Origin of the sequence: Microbulbifer variabilis ATCC 700307, from assembly GCF_000380565.1 — a bacterium.
GTDB classification, from domain to species: Bacteria; Pseudomonadota; Gammaproteobacteria; order Pseudomonadales; family Cellvibrionaceae; genus Microbulbifer; species Microbulbifer variabilis.
This window is the reverse complement of record NZ_AQYJ01000026.1, coordinates 351658-376467: the sequence shown is the minus strand read 5'-3', so window position 1 is coordinate 376467 and position 24810 is coordinate 351658. Positions and strand designations below refer to the sequence as shown.

At 52.3% G+C, this 24810-nt stretch carries 23 protein-coding genes; 21 read left to right on the top strand and 2 right to left on the bottom strand.

Annotated features, from left to right (window positions below):
* Nucleotide 1: 1 nt before the first annotated feature.
* From rpoE to ycjG, 5 genes are all read left to right on the top strand, one after another.
* Nucleotides 2–616 (top strand): RNA polymerase sigma factor RpoE, encoded by a 615-nt coding sequence (rpoE, locus tag G367_RS0112480; protein WP_020413470.1) that lies wholly within the window; start codon nt 2–4, stop codon nt 614–616.
* Nucleotides 617–733: 117 nt separating this feature from the next.
* Nucleotides 734–1420 carry a sigma-E factor negative regulatory protein gene (locus G367_RS0112475; RefSeq protein ID WP_083922729.1) on the top strand — a complete coding sequence of 229 codons (687 nt, stop codon included), beginning with the start codon at nt 734–736 and terminating at the stop codon, nt 1418–1420.
* Between the two features lies 1 nt (nt 1421).
* Nucleotides 1422–2615 carry a MucB/RseB family sigma factor regulatory protein gene (locus tag G367_RS0112470; RefSeq protein WP_020413468.1) on the top strand — a complete coding sequence of 398 codons (1194 nt, stop codon included), beginning with the start codon at nt 1422–1424 and terminating at the stop codon, nt 2613–2615.
* A 29-nt stretch (nt 2616–2644) separates the two neighbouring features.
* Entirely contained in the window at nt 2645–3073 is a 429-nt protein-coding gene (locus G367_RS0112465) for a SoxR reducing system RseC family protein (RefSeq protein WP_020413467.1), read from the top strand.
* A gap of 40 nt (nt 3074–3113) precedes the next feature.
* Complete coding sequence (gene ycjG / locus G367_RS0112460; protein WP_020413466.1) at nt 3114–4061, top strand: L-Ala-D/L-Glu epimerase; 948 nt, start codon at nt 3114–3116, stop codon at nt 4059–4061.
* On the opposite strand, the gene mpaA is transcribed toward ycjG, so the two are convergent.
* Nucleotides 4049–4753, bottom strand: a complete 705-nt coding sequence (gene mpaA, locus G367_RS0112455; RefSeq protein WP_020413465.1) for a murein tripeptide amidase MpaA — start codon at nt 4751–4753, stop codon at nt 4049–4051. The two genes, ycjG and mpaA, sit on opposite strands and share 13 nt — an antisense overlap.
* A gap of 175 nt (nt 4754–4928) precedes the next feature.
* Here mpaA and G367_RS0112450 point away from each other — a divergent pair, with 175 nt between their 5' ends.
* The 8 genes from G367_RS0112450 to acpS all read left to right on the top strand — a co-directional run bounded on the left by G367_RS0112450 (nt 4929) and on the right by acpS (nt 12413).
* Nucleotides 4929–6326: a DegQ family serine endoprotease gene (locus G367_RS0112450; RefSeq protein WP_020413464.1), complete on the top strand. Its 1398-nt coding sequence runs from the start codon at nt 4929–4931 to the stop codon at nt 6324–6326.
* 133 nt (nt 6327–6459) lie between these two features.
* A complete protein-coding gene (gene lepA, locus G367_RS0112445) occupies nt 6460–8265 on the top strand; it encodes a translation elongation factor 4 (protein ID WP_020413463.1) in 1806 nt (601 codons plus the stop codon).
* A 43-nt stretch (nt 8266–8308) separates the two neighbouring features.
* Complete coding sequence (gene lepB, locus G367_RS0112440) at nt 8309–9076, top strand: signal peptidase I (protein WP_020413462.1); 768 nt, start codon at nt 8309–8311, stop codon at nt 9074–9076.
* Nucleotides 9077–9124: 48 nt separating this feature from the next.
* Nucleotides 9125–9565 (top strand): DUF4845 domain-containing protein, encoded by a 441-nt coding sequence (locus G367_RS0112435; RefSeq protein ID WP_020413461.1) that lies wholly within the window; start codon nt 9125–9127, stop codon nt 9563–9565.
* Complete coding sequence (gene rnc, locus G367_RS0112430; protein WP_020413460.1) at nt 9558–10238, top strand: ribonuclease III; 681 nt, start codon at nt 9558–9560, stop codon at nt 10236–10238. The genes G367_RS0112435 and rnc overlap by 8 nt, the downstream gene beginning before the upstream one ends.
* Before the next feature lie 116 nt (nt 10239–10354).
* Nucleotides 10355–11254, top strand: coding sequence for a GTPase Era (gene era / locus G367_RS0112425; RefSeq protein ID WP_026305091.1), 900 nt, complete (start codon nt 10355–10357; stop codon nt 11252–11254).
* 26 nt (nt 11255–11280) lie between these two features.
* Entirely contained in the window at nt 11281–12030 is a 750-nt protein-coding gene (recO, locus tag G367_RS0112420) for a DNA repair protein RecO (RefSeq protein ID WP_020413458.1), read from the top strand.
* The gene (acpS, locus tag G367_RS0112415; protein ID WP_020413457.1) at nt 12027–12413 is read left to right on the top strand and encodes a holo-ACP synthase; all 387 of its coding nucleotides are present in this window, start codon (nt 12027–12029) and stop codon (nt 12411–12413) included. The genes recO and acpS overlap by 4 nt, the downstream gene beginning before the upstream one ends.
* Here the strand turns inward: acpS and G367_RS0112410 are convergent.
* Nucleotides 12410–15241, bottom strand: coding sequence for a response regulator (locus G367_RS0112410; RefSeq protein ID WP_020413456.1), 2832 nt, complete (start codon nt 15239–15241; stop codon nt 12410–12412). The two genes, acpS and G367_RS0112410, sit on opposite strands and share 4 nt — an antisense overlap.
* 219 nt (nt 15242–15460) lie before the next feature.
* On the opposite strand from G367_RS0112410, the gene cysM reads away from it, so the two are divergent.
* The 8 genes from cysM to G367_RS0112360 all read left to right on the top strand — a co-directional run bounded on the left by cysM (nt 15461) and on the right by G367_RS0112360 (nt 24808).
* Nucleotides 15461–16351 (top strand): cysteine synthase CysM, encoded by an 891-nt coding sequence (gene cysM / locus G367_RS0112405; RefSeq protein WP_020413455.1) that lies wholly within the window; start codon nt 15461–15463, stop codon nt 16349–16351.
* Between the two features lie 646 nt (nt 16352–16997).
* Nucleotides 16998–19244: a GTP diphosphokinase gene (gene relA / locus G367_RS0112395; RefSeq protein WP_020413453.1), complete on the top strand. Its 2247-nt coding sequence runs from the start codon at nt 16998–17000 to the stop codon at nt 19242–19244.
* A 14-nt stretch (nt 19245–19258) separates the two neighbouring features.
* Complete coding sequence (gene mazG / locus G367_RS0112390; protein WP_020413452.1) at nt 19259–20086, top strand: nucleoside triphosphate pyrophosphohydrolase; 828 nt, start codon at nt 19259–19261, stop codon at nt 20084–20086.
* 147 nt (nt 20087–20233) lie between these two features.
* Nucleotides 20234–20887 carry an adenylate kinase gene (gene adk, locus G367_RS0112385; protein WP_020413451.1) on the top strand — a complete coding sequence of 218 codons (654 nt, stop codon included), beginning with the start codon at nt 20234–20236 and terminating at the stop codon, nt 20885–20887.
* A gap of 172 nt (nt 20888–21059) precedes the next feature.
* Entirely contained in the window at nt 21060–22058 is a 999-nt protein-coding gene (hemH, locus tag G367_RS0112380) for a ferrochelatase (RefSeq protein WP_020413450.1), read from the top strand.
* Between the two features lie 266 nt (nt 22059–22324).
* Entirely contained in the window at nt 22325–23122 is a 798-nt protein-coding gene (locus G367_RS0112370) for a hypothetical protein (RefSeq protein ID WP_020413448.1), read from the top strand.
* 180 nt (nt 23123–23302) lie between these two features.
* Complete coding sequence (tsaB, locus tag G367_RS0112365; RefSeq protein WP_020413447.1) at nt 23303–24007, top strand: tRNA (adenosine(37)-N6)-threonylcarbamoyltransferase complex dimerization subunit type 1 TsaB; 705 nt, start codon at nt 23303–23305, stop codon at nt 24005–24007.
* A gap of 3 nt (nt 24008–24010) precedes the next feature.
* Entirely contained in the window at nt 24011–24808 is a 798-nt protein-coding gene (locus G367_RS0112360) for an undecaprenyl-diphosphate phosphatase (protein ID WP_020413446.1), read from the top strand.
* The last annotated feature ends 2 nt before the right edge of the window (nt 24809–24810 follow it).

Below are 24810 nucleotides of genomic sequence, written 5' to 3'. Positions count from 1 at the left end.
GATGACAGCGCATCAGGCGTCAACGAGTGACCGTGAGCTGGTAGAGCGGGTTCAAAAGGGAGACAAACGCGCTTTTGATCTTTTAGTACTCAAATACCAACACAAAATTGTTGCCGTAGTCAGTAGGTTTATCAAGGACCACAGTGAGGTACAGGATGTAACTCAGGAGGCTTTTATAAAGGCCTATAGGGCACTTGCCAATTTCCGTGGCGACAGTGCTTTTTACACATGGATGTATCGAATCGCGATTAATACCGCTAAGAACCACTTGGTTTCCCGCAGTCGCCGTCCGCCGTCCTCAGATGTGGATCTTGAGGATGCCGAGTTCTACTCGGGTGCCGATCTTTTGCGGGATAACGAGACTCCTGAGAATCAGATGTTTCGCGACCAATTGGAGGGGGCTGTTCATCGCGCTATTCGCGCACTGCCAGAAGATCTGCGCTCAGCAGTTACGTTGAGGGAGCTTGAGGGATTGAGCTATGAGGAGATCGCCGAGGTAATGGGATGCCCGGTAGGCACAGTGCGCTCTAGGATATTTCGCGCACGGGAAGCGATTGACCGGACAGTCCAGGCCGTGATGGCCGGTGAGCCGGAAACACTGGGTGACAGAGGCTAATTTTGCGGAAAATTTTCCCTGCCGGGGAAACCAACCGCCGAGAGCCCGGTCATAACTGATACCAATTATGGTGCGTGTGGGCACCGAATAAATGATTGCACAAGAGGGTTAACCCCTATGTCCCACGGGAATCATCAGGAACGTCTCAACGAATCGCTCTCGGCGCTTATGGATGGCGAAGGCAGCGAATTGGAGTTGCAGCGGCTGCTTAAAGCCTCTGCTGTCTCTGAAGAGTTGGGTGAGCGCTGGTCACGCTACCAACTGGCCGCGAGCGTAATGCGTCGCGAGCATGTCGCCCCTGTAGATAGTGGCTTGGCTGCGAGCATCTCTGCAGCGATCGATCTCGAAGAGCCTCTGTCTCAGACTGGAAGTGCTTCTGTAGCCGCCAACGAACTGGTTAACAGTCGTTGGTGGCGTCCGCTTTCGCGCGGTGCAGTGGCAGCCACTGTGGCCTTCGCCGCAATCCTTGGGGTGCAACAGATTACCGATACCCAGCAGAACCTAGTGCAGGGTATAGATCAGGTCGCCGAAATCGAGCGCCCGGCGCAGCCGGTAGCCCAGTCGGCGCCACAACCTTCTGGTTTTTATGTTCCAGCCCCCTCGACTCGTTCAGTAAGTACGGCCACACCGCGCTTTGTACCTGAGCAGCGCGGGCAGGCAGTGATTCAGCAGGCACCTACGCCGGAGCTGATGCGCCATTTAAACCGTGTGATGATTCAACACTCCGAACAGGCCGCGCATGTTGGTAGTCAGGGTATGGTGCCCTTTGCCCGAGCGACCTACGGCGAACAGGTTGGAATGTAGTGTGACGAAAGTCGTTTACCGGGGGGGTCTTATCAATAGCGCAACCCTTAGTGCCAGCAGCCTGCTGTTGGCCTCCTTCCTGCTGGCCCCGCTGTCATTCGCACAGGAGGCTGCCGGTGGTGACCCCAATACCCCCAGTGCAGTAAACCTCGATATGGCCAGCTCTCAGGGTTCTCCTGTAGCGGAATCTGGTTTGGTCGCTGCAGGAGGGGAAGCCAGTTCAGCAACTACAGCTGCTGTAATTGACCCTTCTGCACCAGTGATGGCGGAAACGGCTGTTATTGAGCCTTCGGCAGCTGCCCCTGGGGCACTTGTTGGTTCCAATATGGCTAGTGCCCAGGCTGCCGGAAATGAGGTAGAGCAGTGGTTGAACAAGCTCGCCAAGGCTGTCAGCGAGCTGGAGTATAGCGGGCTGGTGACTTTCGAGCATGCCGGCATGTTGGAGACCCTACAGGTAGTGCATGCGGTGCGTGATGGTGAGCAAGTTGAGCGGGTTCGCTATTTGAGTGGCGAACCGCGTGAATTGATCAGTCACGGTAGTGGTGGTAACTGCGAATTCGGTGCGTCCCCCAGCGCGAGGACTACTTTATGGAATGCGGTGGGGCAGCAACAAGTTCAGCGCGCTTATCAGTTTATCTTGCGTGGTGAAGAGCGTATTGCCGACCGGGATGCGGTAGTGATTGAGGCCAGGCCCCGCGACCGCTATCGACTGGGGCTGGTGGTAAGTCTTGACCGTGAGACAGGCTTGCCCTTGAAAACAATGCTGGTGAGTACCCAGGGGCGCGTCTTGGAGCGCTATCAATTTGTACAGCTGGATTTGTCTCCAGTAGAGGACTCGGCCCTGCAGACGGTTTCAAACGCAGCACGACGTATCGACAATCGCAGCACTTGTGAGACTTCACAGAGCCGCTGGCAGGTGCGCTGGTTGCCCGATGGGTTCAAAGTGGTTTCGGTAAAGCCGCTATCAGATGGCGATATGATGGTCTTTAGCGATGGGCTCGGCGTGTTTACTGTGTTTGTACAGCGTCTTGGCCCTGAGCTGGAGAACTTTAAGGGGCGGGCGATCCGCGGTGCCACTGTCGCCTATATGGACCGGATGGAGGTGAAGGGAGTGGCCTATACCGTCACAGTTGTTGGAGAGATTCCCGATGCCACAGCACGTAGAGTGGCCAGCTCCATCATCGAAAAAGGCTGAATTGCTTGCTAGAAGAGCGGGGCCGAGTCGTGGCCATAGAATCTGATGCCGTCTGGGTGGAAACCATCCAGCGCAGTGCCTGTAATGGCTGTGAGGCTAAATCTGGCTGCGGAACTGGTTTGCTCGGAGACTTTTTCTCCTCTTCCACACGTGTGCGGGCGGCTTTAAATGGTTTCCCCGCCGACAAAATCTCTCTGAATGATACAGCGGTTATTGGAATCACCGAGAGTGCTCTGACCAGTAGTACACTACTGGTATACTTGTTGCCACTGCTTTCCCTGGTGCTGGTAGCGCTATTGGGAGATTACCTTTTCGCTGAAACTGGCGCCGTGATTGGCGCAGTTCTCGGCTTGATGGTGGGAGCTTTGGGGGTACGCTGGTACAGCCGCCACCAGTCTTCAAATCCTGCTTACACTCCTGTATTGCTGCGTATCGAGCCCGGCAGCGACCGCTCCTAACCTAAACTGATAGCTCCATAAACCCGATTGGAGGCTCTCCATGCTGGCCCGCTGCTACGCTGAGCGCTGGCCCCTGCGCACAGCTTTCGTCATATCCCGGGGTGCCCGCACTGAGGCTGAAGTGGTCGTGGTGGAGGTGAAGTGGGGCGGCATTGTCGGAATTGGTGAGTGCACCCCCTACGCTCGCTATGGAGAGAGCCCAGACTCAGTGATGCACCAACTTGAACCGCTGTTATCTGAGTTAGCTGCGGGCCTGGACAAGGCGCAATTACAGTCACGCCTGCAGGCAGGCGCTGCGCGTAACGCTCTGGATTGTGCATTAGTGGACTGGGAGAGAAAGTACAAAGGGGATGGCTTCGCTGGTCCCGATTCATTGCCTACCGTACAAACCCTGGTTATCGAGAGCCCAGAGGCGATGGCTGATGCTGCCAGTGTCGCTGTTTCCCAGGGAGTAGAGGTGTTAAAGTTGAAATTGGATGACCAGCTCGTGAGCGAAAGGGTGGCCGCGGTGCGTGCCGCCGCTCCTGCCACTGAGCTGGTCATCGATGCCAACGAGGCCTGGCGTAGCGATGGCCTGATTGAGCGCTGCGAAAAGCTTGCTGAAATGGGGGTGGCCATGCTGGAGCAGCCACTGCCCGCGAGTGATGATGAATTCCTGGAGGCCTTCCCTCATCCACTGCCGATCTGCGCGGATGAAAGTTGTCATACCCGTGCTGACTTACCACGCCTGAAAGGCCGCTACGAGATGGTCAATATCAAACTCGATAAAGCTGGCGGAATCACTGAGGCGCGGGCACTGGCCGATCAGGCTGTTGCTGAGGGGTTTGGGTTGATGCTCGGCTGTATGCTCTGCACTTCTCGGGCTATCCGTGCGGCTTGGCCCCTGGGACCAAGGGCGCGCTATCTGGACTTGGACGGCCCCACTTGGCTTGCAAAGGATGCGGAACCCCCTTTACGCTTTGGTGCAGGTCGGGTTTACTGGTCGTAAGTGAGTAGTTCAATGAGTATCGCCAGATAGTCTTCGCTGGCAGCGTCAGCTGAAATCGGTGGAAATTCCACAGTGATGCAGGGCAGCTCCCGTTCGGCGCACCAGGTGCCAAAGGAGCCTGGAGTCTGATAGCCGATTTCCTTAATTAGTTGTAACCGCAATCCTTTGGCCAGCCAGGCACCGAGTTCTGTTTCCTTAGGATCTTCGACGCAGCCAAGAGGCTCGTGGATAGAAACTGCCCAGGCGGGGTTAAGCTTGGCGATCAATTGACACAATGAAGCGGTTTCGCACTCTGAGGCGGGGCCATCGCCAGTGCTGAGCCTTACATCGCGGGCCTCGGCGGAACTGTTCCAGCGGTATACGTTGCCGCTCGCATCCCAGTTCTTTGTGGCAAAGTTACGGTTGAGGTCTACCCCGCAAGCATTGCAACGGGTACCTAATTGGCAGCCATCGGGGTTGACCGCCAGTATGACATGATGTTTCAGCTGGCCCGATGCCAATGCGCGCAGAGCGCAGGAGAGGGCGACCACAGCGGCGACTTCATCGCCGTGAGTGCCGGCCATAACCAGTCCGTGGTTGTGACCGGATTGCGCGGGAAAATAAAAAAGTGGAGCGCCCAGTGCGCTGTATCCATACACCTCCCTGGGGAGGTGAAATTGGCCGCGCTCAGGGCGCGGGCGCAGTTTAGACATCGCTGGCCCTTTACACAGATTTACACACGGCGGCAGAACTTTCGTAGCTGCATCGCCACTAAATCGTTACAAAATGTCCCCCAAGGGGCCGGAGCCGGTGTAGAAGGCATGCCCTGGAAGGGACTCAAAATCCAATGGTTTCATATTAGAAGGGATCACTAGGGGTAACAAACCTATGGTTAAACGCTGTACACAATATTTCTTGGTGCTCTGTCTCCTCATTTCAGGCGCTGCCAGTGCCCGAGGGCTACCTGAACTTACTGAGCTTATTGAGGATAACTCTCCCGCGGTGGTGAAAATCAATACCGTGGACCGCAACCGTGTGGCGCGAGGGAATAGCTCCCCCCAATACCAGCAGGAAATTCCAGACATTTTCCGCCACTTACTTGAGCCGCGAAGGCGTCAGCAGCGCCCGGTTGCCAGTATGGGGTCTGGTTTTATTATTTCGGACGACGGTTATATCGTGACGAATAACCATGTGGTTGACGGTGCCGATAAGGTGACGGTCACTCTGACTGATCGCCGTGAATATGAGGCAGAGGTGATTGGTACTGATGTTCGCTCCGATCTCGCTTTACTCAAGATTGAGGCGGATGACCTGTCTGCTGTGCGTTGGGGTGACTCCGAAGAGCTGAAGGTGGGTGAATGGGTGGTCGCTATCGGCTCGCCGTTTGGCCTCGATTATTCCGCTAGTGCCGGTATCGTGAGCGCTATGGGACGCAGTATCCCTAATGAAAGCCGTGAGAATTACGTGCCATTTATCCAGACGGATGTGGCCATTAACCCCGGCAACTCAGGCGGTCCACTGTTTAACCTCAATGGCGAGGTTGTGGGTATTAACTCGCAGATTTATACACGTAGCGGCGGTTCTATTGGCCTTTCCTTCGCGATTCCAGCAAGCTTGGCCCAAGATGTGGTGGCGCAGCTAAAAGAGAAAGGGCGTGTCGATCGCGGATGGTTGGGTGTAGGTATACGCAATGTAGATCGTGATATGGCCGAGGCTCTGGGGCTTGGCAAGCCGTCTGGGGCGCTAGTGGAGCAGGTGAGTCCTGGCACGCCGGCAGCGGAAGCGGGTATTAAAGCCGGTGATGTAATTACCAGCTTTGATGGCCGCAAAATCGGCGTACATGGCGATCTGCCCCATGTAGTCGGTCAAATTCGCCCGGGTACAGAGGTTCCTGTAGAGCTGATGCGTAAAGGCAAGTCTGAGAGACTGAGAGTGGTTGTTGGTGCTTTGCCCGGTTCTGACGGTGAACGAACCCAGGCTGCTAGCCACCCAGCTACCAGTATTGGTGGCCGTCTTGGGGTAGTAGTTGAAGAAATCCCAGATGGAATGAAGCAGCGCTGGAATGTTGAGACCGGTGTTCTCGTTAAACAGGTTATTCCTGGCAAGCCTGGAGCTAAGGCAGGACTGCGTAGTGGCGATATCATTGCCCAGCTCGGATTTGAGGAAGTAGGGGATATAAAAGACTACAAAACTGTGGTTAAGGAGCTTCCCGAGGACGAGCTACTGCCTATCCGATTCTTCCGTGCCGGCCAGTCAACTTTCCGCACTATCAAGATAGAAAGCTAAGGGTGAGAGGCGAATGGTGGCCCAATGGGTCACCTGCCTCTCACCTACATCCATGAGTTCTGTTAGACTTGCGCCACACAGTTGGCATGGTTGCCAGCTAATCAATTGATTTTTCAAGGGTTTTTATTCCGCAGTGGCCACAGATCTCTCTCATATCCGCAATTTCTCCATTATTGCCCATATCGACCACGGGAAATCTACCCTGGCTGACCGCTTTATTCAGGACTGTGGGGGACTCTCCGACCGGGAGATGGCCGAACAGGTTCTGGATAGTATGGAACTGGAGCGCGAGCGCGGAATTACCATTAAAGCGCAAAGCGTAACGCTTGATTACAAGGCGCGGGATGGCAAGACCTACCAGCTGAATTTTATTGATACGCCAGGACATGTGGACTTCTCCTATGAGGTTTCTCGCTCTCTGGCAGCCTGTGAGGGTGCGCTCCTGGTTGTGGATGCGGCCCAGGGGGTGGAAGCCCAGTCAGTTGCCAACTGCTACACCGCTATTGAGCAGGGGCTGGAGGTTATTCCAGTTCTCAATAAGATGGATTTGCCCCAGGCAGACCCGGAAAAGGTTGCTGAGGAGATTGAGGATATCATCGGCATTGATGCCGCCGATGCCACCCGGTGCAGTGCCAAGTCAGGCCTGGGTGTGGAAGATGTCCTGGAAGACTTGGTGCGACTGGTACCACCACCTGAGGGTGATGTAGATGCGCCTCTTCAAGCCTTGATTATTGATTCCTGGTTCGATAGCTACCTGGGAGTTGTATCCCTGGTTCGTGTAGTGCAGGGAACCCTGAAAACCAAAGACAAGATTGTTACCAAATCTATTGGCCGCGCTCATGTGGTGGACAGTATCGGCATCTTTACCCCTAAGCGCCACGAAACCGGTGTTTTGCGCGCTGGTGAGGTAGGTTTTGTGGTGGCCGGTATTAAGGATATTCATGGTGCGCCGGTGGGTGACACCCTGACTCATGCCAAGGGTGCCGATGAAATTGAAATGCTGCCGGGCTTCCAGAAAGTTAAGCCACAGGTCTATGCCGGCTTGTTCCCCGTAAGTTCAGACGACTATGAAGCCTTTCGGGATGCGCTGGAGAAGCTATCCCTAAACGATGCTTCTTTGTTCTATGAGCCCGAGACATCTGATGCCCTCGGATTTGGTTTCCGTTGTGGCTTCCTTGGCATGTTGCATATGGAGATTATCCAGGAACGATTGGAGCGCGAATACGACCTGGACCTGATCACCACTGCCCCGACGGTAGTCTATGAGGTTGAACAAACCGATGGCGAAGTGGTGATGGTGGACAACCCCTCGCGCCTACCTGATGTGGGCAATATCGAGGAGATGCGAGAGCCTATTGCCGAGGTGAATATCCTGGTACCGCAGGAGTATTTGGGCAACGTAATTACTCTCTGTGTGGAGAAGCGCGGAATCCAGAAAGATATGCAGTACGTTGGTTCACAGGTATCCCTGCGTTACGAGCTGCCAATGAGCGAAGTGGTGATGGACTTCTTCGACCGCCTCAAGTCTGTGAGCCGTGGTTTTGCCTCTCTTGATTACAGTTTTGTACGCTTCGAGGCAGCAAAACTGGTGCGTCTGGATATCCTGATTAACGGTGACCGGGTTGATGCCCTGGCCCTGATTGTTCACCGCGAAAATGCGCAGCAGAAGGGCCGCGCTATGGCGGAGAAGATGAAAGAGCTGATTCCTCGTCAGATGTTTGATGTGGCGATCCAGGCGGCGATTGGTGGACAGGTAGTTGCACGGACTACGGTGAAAGCCCTGCGTAAGAATGTGACCGCAAAATGTTATGGTGGTGATGTTACCCGTAAGAAAAAACTGCTGGAGAAGCAGAAAGCGGGTAAGCGCCGTATGAAACAGTTAGGCCGTGTGGAAGTGCCGCAAGAAGCCTTCCTGGCTGTATTGAAGGTGGACCAGTAGTGGGCGTGCCTGCTATTGAGATCAAGGATAATAGAGACTCGCAATGGATATTAATTTACCTCTGATTCTGCTCTGGTTGGTTTTAATCAGTGGCGGGATCTGGCTGGTGGACAGTCTGTTTTTCGCTCGTCGTCGCAAGAAAGAGGCTGGCGCTCAGCAGGAAGACCCTGTTGTTGTTGAATACGCTAAATCATTTTTCCCGATTCTGGCTATCGTATTTGTATTGCGCTCCTTTATTGTCGAGCCTTTCCAGATTCCGTCTGCTTCTATGGTCCCCACCTTGCAGATTGGCGACTTTATTCTGGTGAATAAGTATGAGTACGGTCTGCGCTTGCCTGTATCCCGGACGAAAGTGGTGGATATCGGTGAGCCTCAGCGCGGAGATGTGATGGTGTTTTTCCCACCACACATGAACGATACCTATTTCATCAAGCGAGTGATTGGCTTGCCCGGTGATAAGATCGAATTGAAAAATAACGTGCTCTATGTAAATGGAGAGCTGGCACCACAGGAGTTAATTCAGGCGCTCCCACCGGTTAATCCTAAGGTTGAGATTATGTGGGAGAACCTTTACGGCCAGCGTCACCTAATGGCGAAAAATGTTAGCCCCGGAGAGTATGGAAACTTTAGCGGCACAGTGCCTGAAGGCCACTACTTTATGATGGGCGACAACCGCGATAACAGTCTCGACAGTCGCGCCTGGGGGTTTGTGCCTGAGCGCGATGTGGTAGGCAAGGCTTTTGCTATCTGGATGCATTGGGACAAACTGCTCAGTTTGCCCAGTTTTAAACGTGTAGGCTCTATCCAATAATGAGAACTGGCCGACAGTGCGTCGGCGCTAAGGATTGAGGGCATAATTATGGGTAGTGCTATCCGGATTTCAATGGAGCGCCAGCGCGGTATGAGCTATTGGGGCTGGTTATTGGTTATTGCGGTGCTTGGCTTTGCTCTAACCTGTGTATCCAAAATGGCACCGGCTTATGTGGATGCGCGCTACGTTAACGAAGCGTTAAAAACCCTGGGTGAAAACCCGGAATTGGAAAATATGACAGCGGGCCAGATCAAAAAAGAGATGGGTCGCTACTTTCTGATCAACAATGTGCGAGGAGAGCCCACCAAGGCTCTGCAAGTCGTTCGCGGCGCTAAGAGTACTGTGGTCAGTATAAATTATGAATTGCGGCAGACGTTGATTTACAACATCGATGTCGTGATGAAGTTTAACAAGCAGCTCGACACGGCCAAGCCGGAGCTTTGCTGTGATCCACTGGTAGATCTGGAGCAATTCCGTAAACGTGACTGATCTTTTACTGGAGCGCCTGTGTACGCGTCTCGGCTACAAGTTTGAACAAGGTGATCTGTTAGAGCTTGCGCTGACACACCGCTCCCACGGCAGCCGCAATAACGAGCGTCTGGAATTCCTTGGCGATTCTATTCTCGGTTTTACCATTGGGGCTGCGCTTTACGAACAGTTTCCCGAGGGCAGGGAAGGGCAGTTAAGCCGTTTGCGTGCGCAGTTGGTCAGCGGAGAAACCCTGGCAAAGCTAGCTCGTGAGCTGGATATTGGAGACTGCCTGCGCCTTGGCGAAGGTGAGATGAAAAGCGGCGGTTTTCGGCGCGCCTCAATTCTGGCTGATGCGGTGGAAGCCCTGATCGGTGCTATTTACCTGGATGCTGGTCTAGAGGCTGCGCGCACCAGGGTATTGGAGTGGTTTGCCCCGCGGCTGCAAGGCCTGTCCCTGGAAACTGTAAAGGATCCGAAGACTCGTCTGCAGGAGTGGTTGCAGGGGCGTAAGAAGCCACTGCCGGAGTATTCTGTGGTGGATGTCTCCGGCGCTGAACACGCCCAGCACTTTATCGTTGAATGTCGGGTCAGCGGTCTGGCACAACCAGCTCGAGGAGAGGCTAGCAGTCGTCGCGCCGCAGAAAAGATCGCTGCTGTAGAAGCTTACAGGCAGCTTACCGGCCAGGATTAACCTTACACTAGTTGAGAAGGCGTAACCCGGCCTGTCTCGAAATGACAGCCCCCTGCACTGGGGGTGAGCTGGTTCCGGACTTCCCGGGCGCCTCCAAACTTTTTCGGAGAACTTTTTTGAGCGAACAACCCTCTCGCTGCGGCTATGTCGCGATTGTAGGTCGTCCCAATGTGGGCAAATCCACACTTTTGAACCATTTGCTGGGACAAAAGCTGGCGATTACTTCACGTAAGCCACAGACCACCCGCCACAATATGCTTGGTATTAAAACCGAGGGCCCCAACCAGATTATTTTTGTGGATACGCCAGGCCTGCATTCGGATCAAGAGAAAGCGATTAACCGCTATATGAACCGGGCTGCATCCAGTGCTGCGCGGGATGTGGATGTGGTGGTTTTTGTCGTGGAGCGCACTCGATGGAGTGAGGGCGATCAGTTGGTGGCCGATAAGCTACGGGGTTTGAAATGCCCTCTGATTATTGCAGTTAACAAGGTAGATCAGTTGGAGGATAAGGGAGAACTTTTGCCACAACTGCAGACTTTGGCAGAGCAGCATCCCAAGGCAGAAATCGTACCTATTTCGGCGTTGCGCAATGTCAATCTAGAGGCTCTGGAGGAGGTGATTCTCAAGCACCTGCCAGAGGGACAGCACTTTTTCCCGGAAGATCAGGTGACCGATCGCAGTTCCCGCTTTCTTGCTGCGGAGATTGTGCGTGAAAAAATTATGCGTCAGCTGGGAGCTGAAGTTCCTTACCAGGTGACTGTTGAGGTTGAGGAGTTTAAACAGGAAGGCAAAATTCTGCATATCAGTGCCGCGATCCTGGTAGAGCGCTCTGGGCAAAAGCGAATCATTATTGGGAACAAAGGTGAGCGTATCAAGCAAATCGGCAGCCAGGCACGTGAGGATATGGAGCGGTTGTTTGACAGTAAAGTTATGCTGAATTTGTGGGTAAAGGTGAAGTCCGGTTGGTCTGATGATGAGAGAGCCCTGCGCAGTCTCGGCTATCGCGATGAGTAACAGGTCTTTGCCTGGCTGCTGACAGTATGAATACACCTCCGCCGGCACAGCCGGCGTATATCCTGCACTCCCGCCCCTATCGAGACTCCAGTCTGATTTTGGAATTACTCACACCAGATTTTGGGCGAATCAGTTGTGTTGCTCGTGGTGCGCGTAGGGACAAGCAGCGACGCCGGCAAGCCCTACAACCATTTTCACCTCTGCTGGTCTCCCTGCTAGGTAATGGGCCACTGAAGACCCTGGGCCCGGTAGAAAATGCCGGTGGTCCACTTTGGCTGAAAGGGCGGGCCGTATACGGAGGCCTTTATTCCAATGAGTTGCTGGTAAGGCTGTTACCGGAAGGGGAGGCTCACTATGCATTGTTTGCCGCTTATCAGGGGCTGCTGCAGATACTGTCTAACTTGGGTGGCAGTGACAGCACAGAGATGGAAGGCCCGCTACGTAGCTTTGAGCTACGGTTGCTCACTGAGCTTGGTAGTTGTCCGCCGCTGGATCAATGTGCTGGTGGTCAGGGGGGGGTGGTTGCGGATAGTTGTTATCGGTTCGAACTTGAGCGGGGTTTTGTTTCAATATTTCGGCCTCAGGGCGGAGTGCTGTGCGATAGTGAATTTCGTGGAGCCGAGTTGCTGGGTATTGCAAGGGCGCAAGATGATGGGCACTGGCCGATAGGGTTGTTGGCCCCCGCGAAGCGTTTGACTCGCTTATTACTACGTAGCTTACTTTGTGATAAACCACTGCAGAGCCGCGAATTGTTTAAACAGGTCTATGGGAAGTGATTGTTAGTATCGGTACAGATATCTGTAATTACCAGCGTATTGACGCGGTCTGGAAGCGCCATGGTGGGCGCTTTGTTGAGCGTATCTTGAGCGATGGTGAACGCTGTGATTTTGCTGACCTGGCTGAGGTTAATCGTGCGGCCTACTTGTGCAAACGCTTTGCCGCTAAAGAGGCTTTGGGCAAAGCATTAGGTACAGGTATTGGTGAAGGCGTCTCCTGGCAGGATATTGAGATACGCCGGCGTAAAGGGGCAGCCCCTCAGGTTTTGCTGAGTGGCGCAGCGCAGCAACGCGCTCGCGCTATGGGGGTTGACGTGATTCACCTGTCTCTTTCCGATGAGAAGGATGCAGCTTTAGCTTTTGTGATTTTCGAGAGGCATTAGGCCACCTCGAGTCCAAAAAGCGTATCCAGGTCTTGCTCCGAGGCCCACTCACGCAGAGCGCGAATCTCCCTCAGTACAGCATCCAGCTTACGACGATCAATCCCTGCCGGCTCATCATCTTTTTGTGTGCGCAACTCTTCCTGCAGAACACAGGTGGCTTCGCGCAACCTGGAAACGCCGCAATAACAGCACCCCCCGTGCATTCGGTGGGTTAGTTCAAACATGCTTTTGAAGTCACCGATGACTTGTAGGCGTTCAAGTTCACGCTCATCGGAAGCCAGCCCATCCACAAGCATCTGCAACATATCCCTGGCCAGCTTGGCATCGCCATTGGCTAGAGTCAGGCTCTCGCCAATATCTACAAGCCGCATCTTGTTGAAATTCAGCTTTTCCACCACTTGCGGTGTGATAAGTTTCAGCCAGCGTTTGATCATGTGGGATAGCTGGGCCTCGCTCACGGGCTTACTAAGATAGTCATCCAGTCCTGCGGATAACAATCGAGCTTTTTCCTCGGCACCTGCATGGGCAGTGAGGGCGATAATTGGTGTCCGTTTGCCGGCTTCCCGTTCGCGGATACAGCGAGTAACTTCAATACCATCCATACCGGGCATCTGGATGTCCATAAAGACAAGATCGAAAGTACTCTGTTGCCAGTGTTGCAGGGCCTCCTGACCGCTAGCGGCAATAACCACCTCGACACCCTGGGCACGTAGTAGTTCACCAACTAGGCGCCGGTTGGCTGCGTGATCATCGACTGCGAGGACCCGTGGCGGGGCGGGCCAGGGGAGGGCGGGTATGGCTCCGCTACTGGAGCGCTGCTGGCTTTGTTGCGGCACTGACCTTTTCAATGCGCGCAACAGATTTTCCCTAGTTACCGGCTTGCCCAGGAAGGTAAGTGTTCGGGTGCGAAGCTGCTCGTAGCAACGCCGAAGCTCAGCCGGGGCTCCAAGAACAATAACTCGACATTGGTAAGCATCCACTAGGGATTGCACCTTGACACTGAAGCTGTCGAAATCCCCTTTGGCGATGGCAGTATCGATAATCACTGCATCAGGCAGTGCGTCGTGTCGCCACATTTGTTCAATGGCTGGTTGAAGCGTGTCGGTATCGGTGAGCTCCACGGGTTCAACCTGCCACTGCTTGAGCAGTTGTGCTACCTGGGTGCGGGTGAGTTCGTTGGGGTCGGCAATCAGGATGCGACAATTGGGGAACATTACCCTAGGTGGTATGCCGCGGTTGCGTTCCGGGACCAAAGTCAGCTGTACCCAGCAGGTACTGCCGTCGTTAGCCGCTTTCTCCAGGCCGGTGCTGCCACGCATGCGCTCAACCAGGCTGCGGGCAATAGACATGCCGAGGCCGTTGGCGCTGATCTGTTGTGCATGTTGCGGTGTCTTGGTATTGAGAATCTGCTGTAGCTCGCGACGTCCAGCATCATCTATGCGGTTGCCGAGATCGGTAACACTGATACGCAGCACCAGTTCAGAATCATTGTTGCTTTGTACCGTAAGGCGTACAGGTATATTGCCATTTTCAGAGCTTCGTACAGCATTGCCCAACAGGTTTGTCAGTATTTGCTTGGTGCGTAAAGGGTCGCCAACCAGTGTAGAGGGTAACTGGGGGTCAATCAGTGGCACTAGTTCCAAGTGATGCTCGTAGGCATAAGGAGCGAGGATCTGTAGAGTTTCTTCCAATAGTTGCCCCAGATCCATGGGAATATGATCGAGCACCAGGTTGCCAGATTCGATGCGGGAGAAATCCAGGATATCATTGATAGTGGTGAGCAGGTTTTCCGACGAGCGCAGGATGGTTTGCAGGTAGTCCTGCTGTAATTCGTCGATCTCGGTTTTCAGCAGTAAATTGGTGAAGCCGATGATGCCATTTAAGGGGGTGCGGATCTCGTGACTGGTGTTTGCCAGGAAGGTAGACTTGATTCGACTGGCCTCTTGAGCTCTCTTTCGAGCCAGATCCAGCTCAATATTTTGCTCCTCCATACTATCAAGGGACTGTCGCATATCGTCCATAGCCTGCATTAAATTAGACTTGTACTCGAGTTGATAGCTGGAAAGGCCCTCGGCCATTTCATTAATCTGCTTCGCCAATTGGGCGAGTTCCCGGTTCTCGATTTCGTGAGTGCGGCGGTCGAACTCTCCGCGCCCAATGGCCTGTAATACTTGCCCCATCCGGACGAGGCTGTGGGCAAATCGCTCAGAGAGGATTACCGACCAGGCCAGCGCTGCCAGGGTGCAGATAATCAAGCCGACCAGCCCTACAAGAATCACTTGGTAAGTGCCCACCAGGAAATAGGGGCGGTGCAACTCAATACTAATCCAGCAGGTGGTAATATCACCCTTTAGGGGCTGCAACACCTGCAAGCTTTCGTCATCCTCAAAAATAAATGGCTCGCGCCTTTGCAGCTGCTCACTTGTTATTGGGGTTCGTGGGCGCGGGCCGACGCTAGCCAGTAGACCCAGTCCCGTCGCCAGGTCCAATGGGAGTTTCTTGCTCGCTTCGGTGGAATAGATATGCACCGAACGCACCATGTCCTTCTCTAGCATTAAGGCCAATAAGCTTTTGCGCAGCCATTCCATGCGCAGTTCGGTCGGGTGCCCTCCGCTCATCTCGATGAGTTCTGCAAGTTGTTCTGCACTGGCCCGCCCGTGGCTGAGTAGCAGCTGGCGCCGGTCATGCATCTGTTGCAGAGTAAAGACCAGTGCCAAAGTCATTGCCAGGATCAGTGCCGGGGCAACCGTAAAACGGAACATAGTGGAGCGCAGTGAACGCAATTCCCCGGGGGCTGGCAGGGATGGAATTGAGTTTTTGGGGGCCATGGTGAAAGAAGGGCCTTGTGCGATTATTTTTTCCCCATTTTACCTATATGGATCAGGTGGTGCACTCTCATGTAAAGAGTTGAAGAAATTGTTTCTCCTCGAGAGTGTCATTTCGTAATAACCCGACTATATAGTCCACATACAGAGTTGGTATTTAGCGATGTGTAGGCGTTCAGGTAAACTGTCCGGCCGCAATATCTGTCTGGAACTGAATGCACTATGGATTACCCCACAATTGCTGACTGTGTAGGCAATACTCCACTGGTTAAATTACAGCGCCTGCCTGGTGATACCAGCAATACGATTTTGCTTAAGCTGGAAGGGAATAATCCTGCTGGTTCTGTCAAAGACCGTCCGGCACTTTCCATGATTAACCGGGCTGAAGCCAAGGGACAGATCAAGCTTGGTGATACCCTGATCGAAGCAACCAGCGGCAATACCGGCATTGCCCTGGCGATGGCGGCAGCTATAAAAGGCTACCGTATGATCCTGATTATGCCTGATAGTGCTACAGCCGAGCGCAAGGCATCCATGACTGCCTACGGAGCGGAATTGATCCTGGTCAGCGCGGAACAGGGCATGGAGGGCGCACGTGATTTGGCGCTAAAAATGCAGAGTGACGGTATGGGGCTGGTACTAAATCAGTTTGCCAATACTGATAACCCTCTAGCCCATTACGAGGGCACAGGCCCAGAAATTTGGCAGCAGACAGGAGGAGAAATAACACATTTTGTTTCGTCTATGGGAACAACCGGCACCATTATGGGGTGTGGTCGTTTTTTGAAAGAGCAAAATCCGGAGATCCAGATTGTTGGGTTGCAACCAACCGATGGGTCCAGTATTCCCGGTATTCGCCGTTGGCCTCAAGCTTATCTGCCAAAGATTTTTGTCCCTGAAGAAGTGGATCTGGTCATCGATATGGATCAGAGTGAAGCTGAAGATATGACACGGAGGTTGGCGCGAGAGGAGGGTATTTTCTGTGGTGTCTCCTCGGGTGGCGCTGTAGCTGGTGCGCTGCGACTTTCCACCCAGGTGGAAAACGCTATTATCGTTGCCATTATTTGTGATCGAGGAGATCGCTATTTATCCTCAGGACTGTTTAACCAGTAAATTTTTTTCAGGCTGGTGAGACCTTATTGCCAGCCTAGCTGTTCCTCAGCAAACATTACGCGTATATTTTTCCTTTTTTCCCAATTAATTTTTCTCACAAAATAAAATTTACTCCTTTTTAGTAAATTCGGTTTTACTTCCTTGGTTGCATTCCCAATTTTTTTAACTGAGTAATTCCTCACTTGCTGGACTTTTTTAGATGAAGCCATTTTAGGCTGTCTGGGGGCATTTGTTGAGTGTTTAATCTTTTGGCAGAAACTTTTCGAAGGGCCATTTCTTAGTTAATGCTGGTTTTTGAAAATCTACAAAACAAAATTTTATTGCAAATGGTTTGTACTGTGGGTCGGCTTTTACTTTTACACGTGGGCATTTCTTTACAAGTATTTTATGTGACTGTCCAGCCAGAGGGCTGGTTGTATTCGCAGCTATTCTCTTGTCAAGTTTGACAAGCTGCTGCGAAAGAATGCTGAATTTCGCGCAGCTTGTTGAAAAATATAAAGAAAATCGTGGACTTTAGTGTGTTCAAACCTATGATAGAAGCGCTCCTTTAAGGGCTATACACACTTTATTTACCTGGCACTGCAGTTTCGTAGTTGGGTGGGGAGTGCCAGTAAGTTTCCAAATACCTGTTTCGGTCCGGTAAGACATGGTTCAAGTCAGAAAACATCATTCCTTCGGAGGTGAGAGCGAACTCGACCTGGAGTCTTGGCTTCGTCATGTACAGAAATTGGCGGGTCTGGATGGCGCTGCGATAGTAAAACTGCGCCGCGCCGCTGAAGTGAGCGCGGAAGCGGAACAGCGGGCTATTGAAGCGGAAAACATATGGGCGGAAGGCGCAAGTAGTTTTGCTACAGGCCTGGAAATGGCAGAGATTCTGGCGGATCTGCAAATTGATTCAGAAGCATTGGTCGCAGCTGTTCTTTATCGGGCTGTGCGTGAAAAGCGCATGCCAATTAAAAGTGTCGAGGAAGAGTTTGGTTCGACAGTAGCCAAGCTGATCCGAGGGGTGTTGCGAATGGCGGCAATTCGCAGTCGCAGCGCAGATACAGGAGATGAACGTAAAAGTGGTGCTGTAGAAGAGCACTCTGAAAATATCCGCCGCATGTTGGTAGCTCTGGTGGATGATGTTCGAGTCGCTCTGATCAAGCTCGCGGAGCGAACCTGTGCAATTCGTGCGGCGAAGAATGTAGAACAGGCAAAGCGTACTCGAGTGGCGCGGGAGGTGGCTGATATCTATGCGCCGCTTGCCCATCGGTTGGGTATTGGTCATATCAAATGGGAATTGGAAGACCTCTCTTTTCGCTACCTGGAGCCAAACGATTACAAGCAGATTGCCCGCTTGCTGGATGAAAAGCGGCTGGCGCGCCAGAAGTATATTGATGAGGTGTTGGAGCTTCTGCGCAAAGAGTTGGCTAAGGCAGACATTGAGGGAGATGTCTACGGCCGTGCAAAGCATATCTACAGTATCTGGCGTAAGATGCGCCGCAAGAATATCGGCTTTTCCCAAGTTTATGATATCCGCGCTGTACGTATCCTTGTGCCTACAGTGCGAGATTGCTATGCGGTATTGGGTATAGTGCATAACCTATGGCGCAATATCCCCAATGAATTTGATGATTATATTGCCTCTCCCAAGGAGAACGGCTATCGCTCGCTGCATACAGCGGTTATTGGCCCAGAGCGCAAGGTGCTGGAAGTCCAGATTCGTACTTTTGCTATGCATGAGGAAGCCGAATATGGTGTCTGCGCCCATTGGCGCTATAAGGGTACTGACCTGAAAAGTGAGAGCAAGGATAGCTATGAGCAGAAGATTTCCTGGCTGCGCCAAGTGCTCGACTGGCACGAAGAGGTGGGAGGCAACCCTCTGCAGGACGATCTGCAGACCGGCGAAGGGGACTCACGTATTTATGTGTTCACCCCGGATGGCCATGTGGTGGATTTGCCCCGTGGGGCTACGCCGCTGGATTTTGCTTATAAAATCCATACTGAAATTGGTCATCGCTGCCGTGGAGCAAAAGTGGACGGGCGGATTGTCCCTCTAAACCACGAATTGCAGACTGCCAACCAGGTAGAAATCCTGACCAGTAAACGTGAGGCACCGAGTCGTGATTGGCTGTCCTCGGGGATGGGCTATATCACTACCTCGCGTGCCCGTGCCAAGATTATTCACTGGTTTAAACAGCAGGCACGTGACCAGAATATTGCCGATGGCCGCAGCATACTTGATGGCGAGTTTAAACAACTGGCCCTGAGTGACTTTGACTTTGAGAAGCTAGCAGCGAAACTGAACATGCACTCGCTGGATGACCTCTATGCAGCGGTAGGCGCGGGTGATATCGGTGTAGGGCAGGTATTAAATACCGCCCAACGTATGGTCAAAGTTGATTATGCTGAGCGCGTGCCATCTCTTACCGCATCGGTCGCGCGTGGTGAGGGTAAGACAGATGTTTATATTGATGGCGTAGGTAATTTACTCACTCATATTGCCGGTTGCTGTAACCCGGTGCCCGGTGACGAAATTATGGGGTATATCACCCTCGGGCGCGGGGTTTCCATTCACCGCAAGGACTGCGCCAATATGTTACGGATGCAGGCGGAGGAGTCAGAGCGCGTTCTGCAAGTAAACTGGGCGGAAAAGCCGCGTGAACTCTACGCGGTAGAAATCATTATTGAGGCTTATGACCGCCTTGGTCTGCTACGAGATGTCACCGCCATGCTGGATAGTCAGAAAATTAATGTCACGGCTATGCAGACTCATTCCAATAAGCATAAGCACACCGTTGAAATGGTGCTGACTGCTGAAATTCACAACTTTGAAGAATTGAGTTACGTGCTGCATCGCATTAATCGCCTGCCTAATGTAGCGTTGGCGAAGAGACGCATGTTGCGCTGAATAAGGGGGGGTAGGTGCAAGATAAATACAAGGTGGAGGACCTGCTTCACCTGATGGCCCAGCTGCGTAACCCGGACGGTGGCTGCCCTTGGGATTTGAAGCAGACTTTTGCCAGCATAGTTCCTTCTACGGTCGAAGAGGCCTACGAAGTAGCTGAGGCCATTGAAATTGAGGACTACGAACACCTCCATGAAGAGCTCGGTGATCTGTTATTTCAGGTGATTTTCTACTCACAGCTTGGTTGTGAGCAGGGCTATTTCGATTTTTCACGTATAGTCGATACTCTGGTGCGCAAGCTGGTACGCCGTCATCCGCATGTTTTTCCCAGTGGAGAACTCTATGGGGACAATGACTCTGGTTCTGTGGATGAAGCCCAGGTAAAGCAGAACTGGGAAGCGATAAAAACTGAAGAGCGTAATGCCAAAGGCGAGTCTGGAGTTCTAGCCGGTGTTACGGTAGGGCTACCAGCATTGACGCGTGCGGCCAAATTACAGAAGCGTGCGTCCCAAGTGGGTTTTGATTGGCCGAATATTAGTGGCGTGCTGGACAAGATCGAGGAAGAAGTTGCAGAGCTACGCGAGGCTGTTGAAACTGGAGATCGTGAGCATGCCAGGGAGGAGCTTGGCGATTTACTGTTTTCCTGTGTAAATGCTGCTCGTCACTTGAAAGAAGACCCGGAAGCATCACTACGCCACTGCAATCGAAAGTTTGAGCGACGCTTTGGAAGTGTAGAGGCAGTCCTGAAGGCTCAGGGGCGTAGACCAGCTGACGCTAACCTTGAGGAGCTGGATCAGCTTTGGGATAGAGCCAAGGCGGAGGAGAAACCGGGCTCTGCTCAATGATTCTCTCTCGAAAGGGGGGCGGATATCTTGCGGGATTAGCCTCGCATTAGCAGCAATCTTGCCCAATTTGGGGTCTGCGTGTAAGGTAGCGCTCTTTTGGCACGGCGGCTCTATTGGTGCGTCGACAGTTTTGGAGGCTAACTGAACATGCGAATTATTCTCTTGGGGGCGCCGGGAGCCGGCAAAGGCACTCAGGCACAATTCATAACAGAGAAGTTCGGCATTCCGCAGATCTCCACCGGCGATATGCTTCGTGCAGCGGTGAAGGCAGGCACACCTCTCGGCTTGCAGGCGAAAGATATTATGGAAGCCGGCAAGCTGGTCTCTGATGACCTGATTATTGCCCTGGTAAAGGAGCGTATCGCCCAGTCAGACTGCACAAATGGATTCCTGTTTGACGGTTTCCCTCGCACTATTCCTCAGGCGCAGGCACTGTTGGATGCAGATATCCATATCGATCATGTACTGGAAATCGCTGTTGACGATGAGGAAATCGTTAAGCGCCTATCTGGTCGCCGTGTGCATGAAGGATCTGGCCGTGTATATCACATTGTCTATAACCCGCCCAAGAGTGAAGGACTGGATGATGTGACTGGTGAGACACTCATACAGCGCAGTGATGACACTGAAGAAACTGTGCGCAAGCGTCTGGCTGTTTACCATGAGCAGACTGCTCCTCTGGTTGGTTTCTACCGCGAGCTGGAAAGCCGCTCTCCCGAGGCTGCTCCCAAGTATTCAAAAGTAATGGGAGTGGGCAGTATGGATGATATACGTGAGAAGGTTTTTGAAGCTCTGAGCTGATTGCTTCAGTGACAGTTACTCTAAAAGGCCCCCACCTGGGGGCTTTTTCATTTCTTCCCGACAGCTCCTTTGCTGGTATTTAGGAAAGCCTTTTCTCTTGTAGTTATTTCTTCAGTCATTAACATTGCCGGCAGTTTTTCTTGGCAAATTTGTTTTTCAGACAGGCCCCTCTATGTCCAGTGCGATAATTTTGATGAATTTGGGCACTCCTGCACAGCCAACTGCGCCAGCGGTGAGAAGTTTCTTGAAGGAATTCCTTTCCGATCCCCGGGTAGTGGAAATTCCTCGTCCACTGTGGCTTGCGATACTGAATGGCTTCATTTTGCCATTTCGCCCCAAGCGCATTGCGCCCGCCTATAAAGAGATTTGGAATTGCAGTGCTGATGGTGCTGCAGTTGAAGGTTCGCCACTTCTTTACTATACGCGTCGTCAGGCCGAGCTGTTGCAGGGGTATCTGCGTGATAATGGCCATGATCTGGTGGTCGAGTATGCGATGACTTATGGAGAGCCGCAGTTAGACAATGTGATTGGTGATTTGCGCAAAAAAGGGTGTGAAACTTTCACTGTTTTACCGCTATATCCACAGTATTCAGCTACGACCACTGCCGCAATTTACGATCAAGTGGCGCAAATTTTTCGCAAAAGTCGTGATATTCCGGATATTTCATTGATTCGGGATTATTACCACCACCCCCTCTATATTAAATCCCTTGCGAACTCAGTCAGCGAGCATTGGCAGGCTCAAGGGCAGGCAGAAAAGTTACTGCTGTCATTTCACGGAATTCCAAAAGCAAATGTTGATAAAGGGGATCCCTATTATCGACATTGCACTGAAACTGCACGACTTCTGGCAGAAGAATTACAAATTGAACAAGAGCAGTGGCAAGTCACTTTCCAGTCAAGGTTTGGTAAGGCTGAATGGTTGCAACCCTATACCGATAAAACGCTGATTGAGTGGGGTAAGGGCGGAGTAAAGAGTGTTGATGTTATTTGTCCGGCATTTTCTGCAGACTGCTTGGAGACTCTGGAAGAAATTTCGGTAGAGAATCGCGCTAATTTTATCAATGCTGGAGGCAGTGAATATCGTTATATTCCTGCTCTAAATTTGCGTGAAGATCATATCGAAGCGCTTGCCGCGATCATTGAAGAAAAGTTGTTTGGGCCAAAATAATTTCTATCAGCGGCCTGAAAAAGCCGTTTAGGAGAAATTTGATAAGAAAAACATACTTTTTTGCTGAAAAATTTCTCATTTTTCGCTTTTTTACTTGCAATGCCGGATATTTTTATTAACTTTGATAAAGTTGTATCGAAATTGGCGGTGCGGCGCTCTGCATAAGTGATAAAAACAGCCCGTTGCAGTTTTTATTCGATAGCAAACAGGCAATGCTGCCGGCACACTTTTGGATGTACTTCTTCTTTTCAGTGAGGAGACAAGGGATGGCAAGAGTAGTAAAAAAGAGTACGCGTGCAAAGAAGGCAACTGGTTCGACTGCAGCGTCGCCAGTAGTCGCGAAAGCGCAAAAGGCGGTTGATGCGGCGAGTAAATCACTTGATGGGCAATTAGATCGTGTTGCGAAAGCAAAAGCACGGGCCCAAAAAAGTAATTCTGCAGCAGCAAAAACATCATTGGCTACTGCCAATAGCAAGGCAAAGGAGTTACGCGCCAAGCTGGCAATGGCTAAGATGAATCTCGCCAAAGCCAAGGCTATGGATGCTGTGCGTCTAGCAGAGGCTGCGGCCAAAGAAAAGGTTTCCACTCTGGCTGATAGCCTGTCTGCCAAGGCGGATAAAGATCTGGCTGCCGCGTTAAAGGCGTTTGAAGCGCGTTGGAAAAAGACTCGCGATAAGGCCCACGCCAAGAAGATCAAGGCTGCGGAGAAGAAGGCAGAGGCTAAGGTAAAGGCTGCGGCGAAGAAAGCCGCAGCCAAAGCCAAAGAGTTTGAGAAGAAAGCCGCTGCCAAGCTGAAGGCGGAAGCACAAAAAGCCAAAAAGGCGGTCGCCAAGAAAGCGACTTCTGCGAAAAAAGCAGGTCGGCCTAAGAAAGCCACTGCAGCCAAGACGGCCAAGCGTGTAGGGCGCCCAAAGAAAGCTACTACCGCGGCCAAGCCGGCCAAGAGGGTAGGGCGTCCCAAAAAGGCTACAGCTGCAACAGCTAAGAAAGCACCTGCCCGCCGGGGCCGTCCGCCTAAAGCGGGTGCTGCCCGTCGCGGCCGTCCGCCAAAGAAAGCGGCATAGCCCGAGTTCACTTAAACCCTACTTTATAGCTGGGCCTAAACAGCTATCTCAGACCCCGGCTCCGTCCGGGGTTTTCTATTGAAGGTACCCTGTAGTTTTTGGCTCTTTGTTAATTTACATGACTCCCCCTTGCGACCATGCCACAATCCCTCTCTTTGAGTTACCTGGTCTGAGATTGTTGTGAAGATTCTTGCCCTGGATACGACTTCTGGTTCTTGCTCTGTAGCGCTCTACAGCAATGGCCAGATTTCTGAGCGTTTTGTTCAGGCTGAGCGGGACCATACCCGTAGGCTGTTGCCGATGGTGGATGAAGTGTTGGCTGAAATGGAGCTGACTTTGGCGGGGCTGGATGCTTTTGCAGTTAGTCGAGGGCCAGGCTCATTTACCGGCCTGCGCATTGCTATCAGTAGTGTGCAAGGGCTGGCCTTTGCAGCGGATAAGCCGGTGGTTCCGGTGTCCAGTTTAGCTGCTTTGGCCCTAGGGGCCAGGCGAGCGCATCCTGAGTGGGGTGAAGCTTCAATAGTGCCCATGTTGGATGCGAGGATGCAGCAGGTATATTGGGGTATTTACACTGCTAGCGAACCACATCAAAGCCAGGTGCCTGAGGCGGTACAGCACCCTGAGCAAGTGCTGATGTCATTAAAAGAGTCCCACATATCACCCCCTATTTATGGTGCTGGACCTGGTTGGCATTATGAGGCTCTGCGCATGGCGCACATGGGTGGGGTTGACTTGGGTACCCTGATACATGCGAGGGAGGTTGCCCAGCTGGCTGTGCCACTATACCTGTCTGGTAAGGTGGTGACCGCACAAGAATTAGAGCCTGTGTATCTTCGCAATGAGGTCACCTGGCAGAAACGACAAAAAATCCGATCTAAGAAGTAACCCATGGAAATATTTCAAATTGTTGTCTTGGCCTTGATCCAAGGGCTTACTGAATTCTTGCCTATCTCTAGTTCAGCGCACTTAATCTTACCTGCCGAGGTATTGGGCTGGCAGGACCAGGGACTTGCATTTGATGTCGCTGTGCATTTTGGTTCGTTGATAGCGGTTGTTTCTTATTTTCGTAAAGATATTTGGGCGCTGATCCGGGATGGGCTTGGAGGGTTAGCCAGCGGGGACTTTACCGATGAGGGCAGGCTTGCCTGGTTGATTGTATTGGCGACTATTCCGGTAGGTTTGGTTGGGCTGATTTTCAAAGACTTTATCGAAGCCAATCTTCGCTCAGCAGCTGTTATTGCCACGACCACAATTGGCTTCGGCATTCTTCTCTGGTGGGCGGATGTGCGTGGGGTGCGCACACAAACATTGGCTCAACTCAATTGGAAAAAGGCATTGTTGATTGGCTTGGCCCAAGTATTAGCACTGATTCCTGGTACTTCCCGCTCAGGTATAACCATGACAGCGGGGTTAATGCTAGGAATGAAACGAGAGGCTGCCGCACGCTTTTCTTTTCTCTTGTCGATACCAGCAATTGCACTGCCGGCGCTGTTACTGACATACGACTTGCTTTCACTGGAAACTGTGCCCTGGGGCGATATTCTGCTGGGTGCTGTGTTGTCGTTTATTAGTGCTTACTTATGTATTCATTTTTTTCTGCAGTTTATTAGTCGTATCGGTATGGCACCTTTTGCAATTTATCGCCTGATACTGGGTGCGGTCCTGATTTGGATGATATGGGGGTAGGT

What these genes read in the sequence shown, in the direction of transcription:
- cysM (WP_020413455.1), top strand. Translation starts at nt 15,461, where the DNA reads ATGGATTACCCCACAATTGCTGACTGTGTAGGCAATACTCCACTGGTT.
- G367_RS0112435 (WP_020413461.1), top strand. Translation starts at nt 9,125, where the DNA reads ATGGGTAGTGCTATCCGGATTTCAATGGAGCGCCAGCGCGGTATGAGC.
- lepB (WP_020413462.1), top strand. Translation starts at nt 8,309, where the DNA reads ATGGATATTAATTTACCTCTGATTCTGCTCTGGTTGGTTTTAATCAGT.
- ycjG (WP_020413466.1), top strand. Translation starts at nt 3,114, where the DNA reads ATGCTGGCCCGCTGCTACGCTGAGCGCTGGCCCCTGCGCACAGCTTTC.
- adk (WP_020413451.1), top strand. Translation starts at nt 20,234, where the DNA reads ATGCGAATTATTCTCTTGGGGGCGCCGGGAGCCGGCAAAGGCACTCAG.
- G367_RS0112410 (WP_020413456.1), bottom strand. Translation starts at nt 15,241, where the DNA reads ATGGCCCCCAAAAACTCAATTCCATCCCTGCCAGCCCCCGGGGAATTG.
- recO (WP_020413458.1), top strand. Translation starts at nt 11,281, where the DNA reads ATGAATACACCTCCGCCGGCACAGCCGGCGTATATCCTGCACTCCCGC.
- G367_RS0112370 (WP_020413448.1), top strand. Translation starts at nt 22,325, where the DNA reads ATGGCAAGAGTAGTAAAAAAGAGTACGCGTGCAAAGAAGGCAACTGGT.
- relA (WP_020413453.1), top strand. Translation starts at nt 16,998, where the DNA reads ATGGTTCAAGTCAGAAAACATCATTCCTTCGGAGGTGAGAGCGAACTC.
- G367_RS0112360 (WP_020413446.1), top strand. Translation starts at nt 24,011, where the DNA reads ATGGAAATATTTCAAATTGTTGTCTTGGCCTTGATCCAAGGGCTTACT.
- rpoE (WP_020413470.1), top strand. Translation starts at nt 2, where the DNA reads ATGACAGCGCATCAGGCGTCAACGAGTGACCGTGAGCTGGTAGAGCGG.
- G367_RS0112450 (WP_020413464.1), top strand. Translation starts at nt 4,929, where the DNA reads ATGGTTAAACGCTGTACACAATATTTCTTGGTGCTCTGTCTCCTCATT.
- G367_RS0112475 (WP_083922729.1), top strand. Translation starts at nt 734, where the DNA reads ATGTCCCACGGGAATCATCAGGAACGTCTCAACGAATCGCTCTCGGCG.
- mpaA (WP_020413465.1), bottom strand. Translation starts at nt 4,753, where the DNA reads ATGTCTAAACTGCGCCCGCGCCCTGAGCGCGGCCAATTTCACCTCCCC.
- hemH (WP_020413450.1), top strand. Translation starts at nt 21,060, where the DNA reads ATGTCCAGTGCGATAATTTTGATGAATTTGGGCACTCCTGCACAGCCA.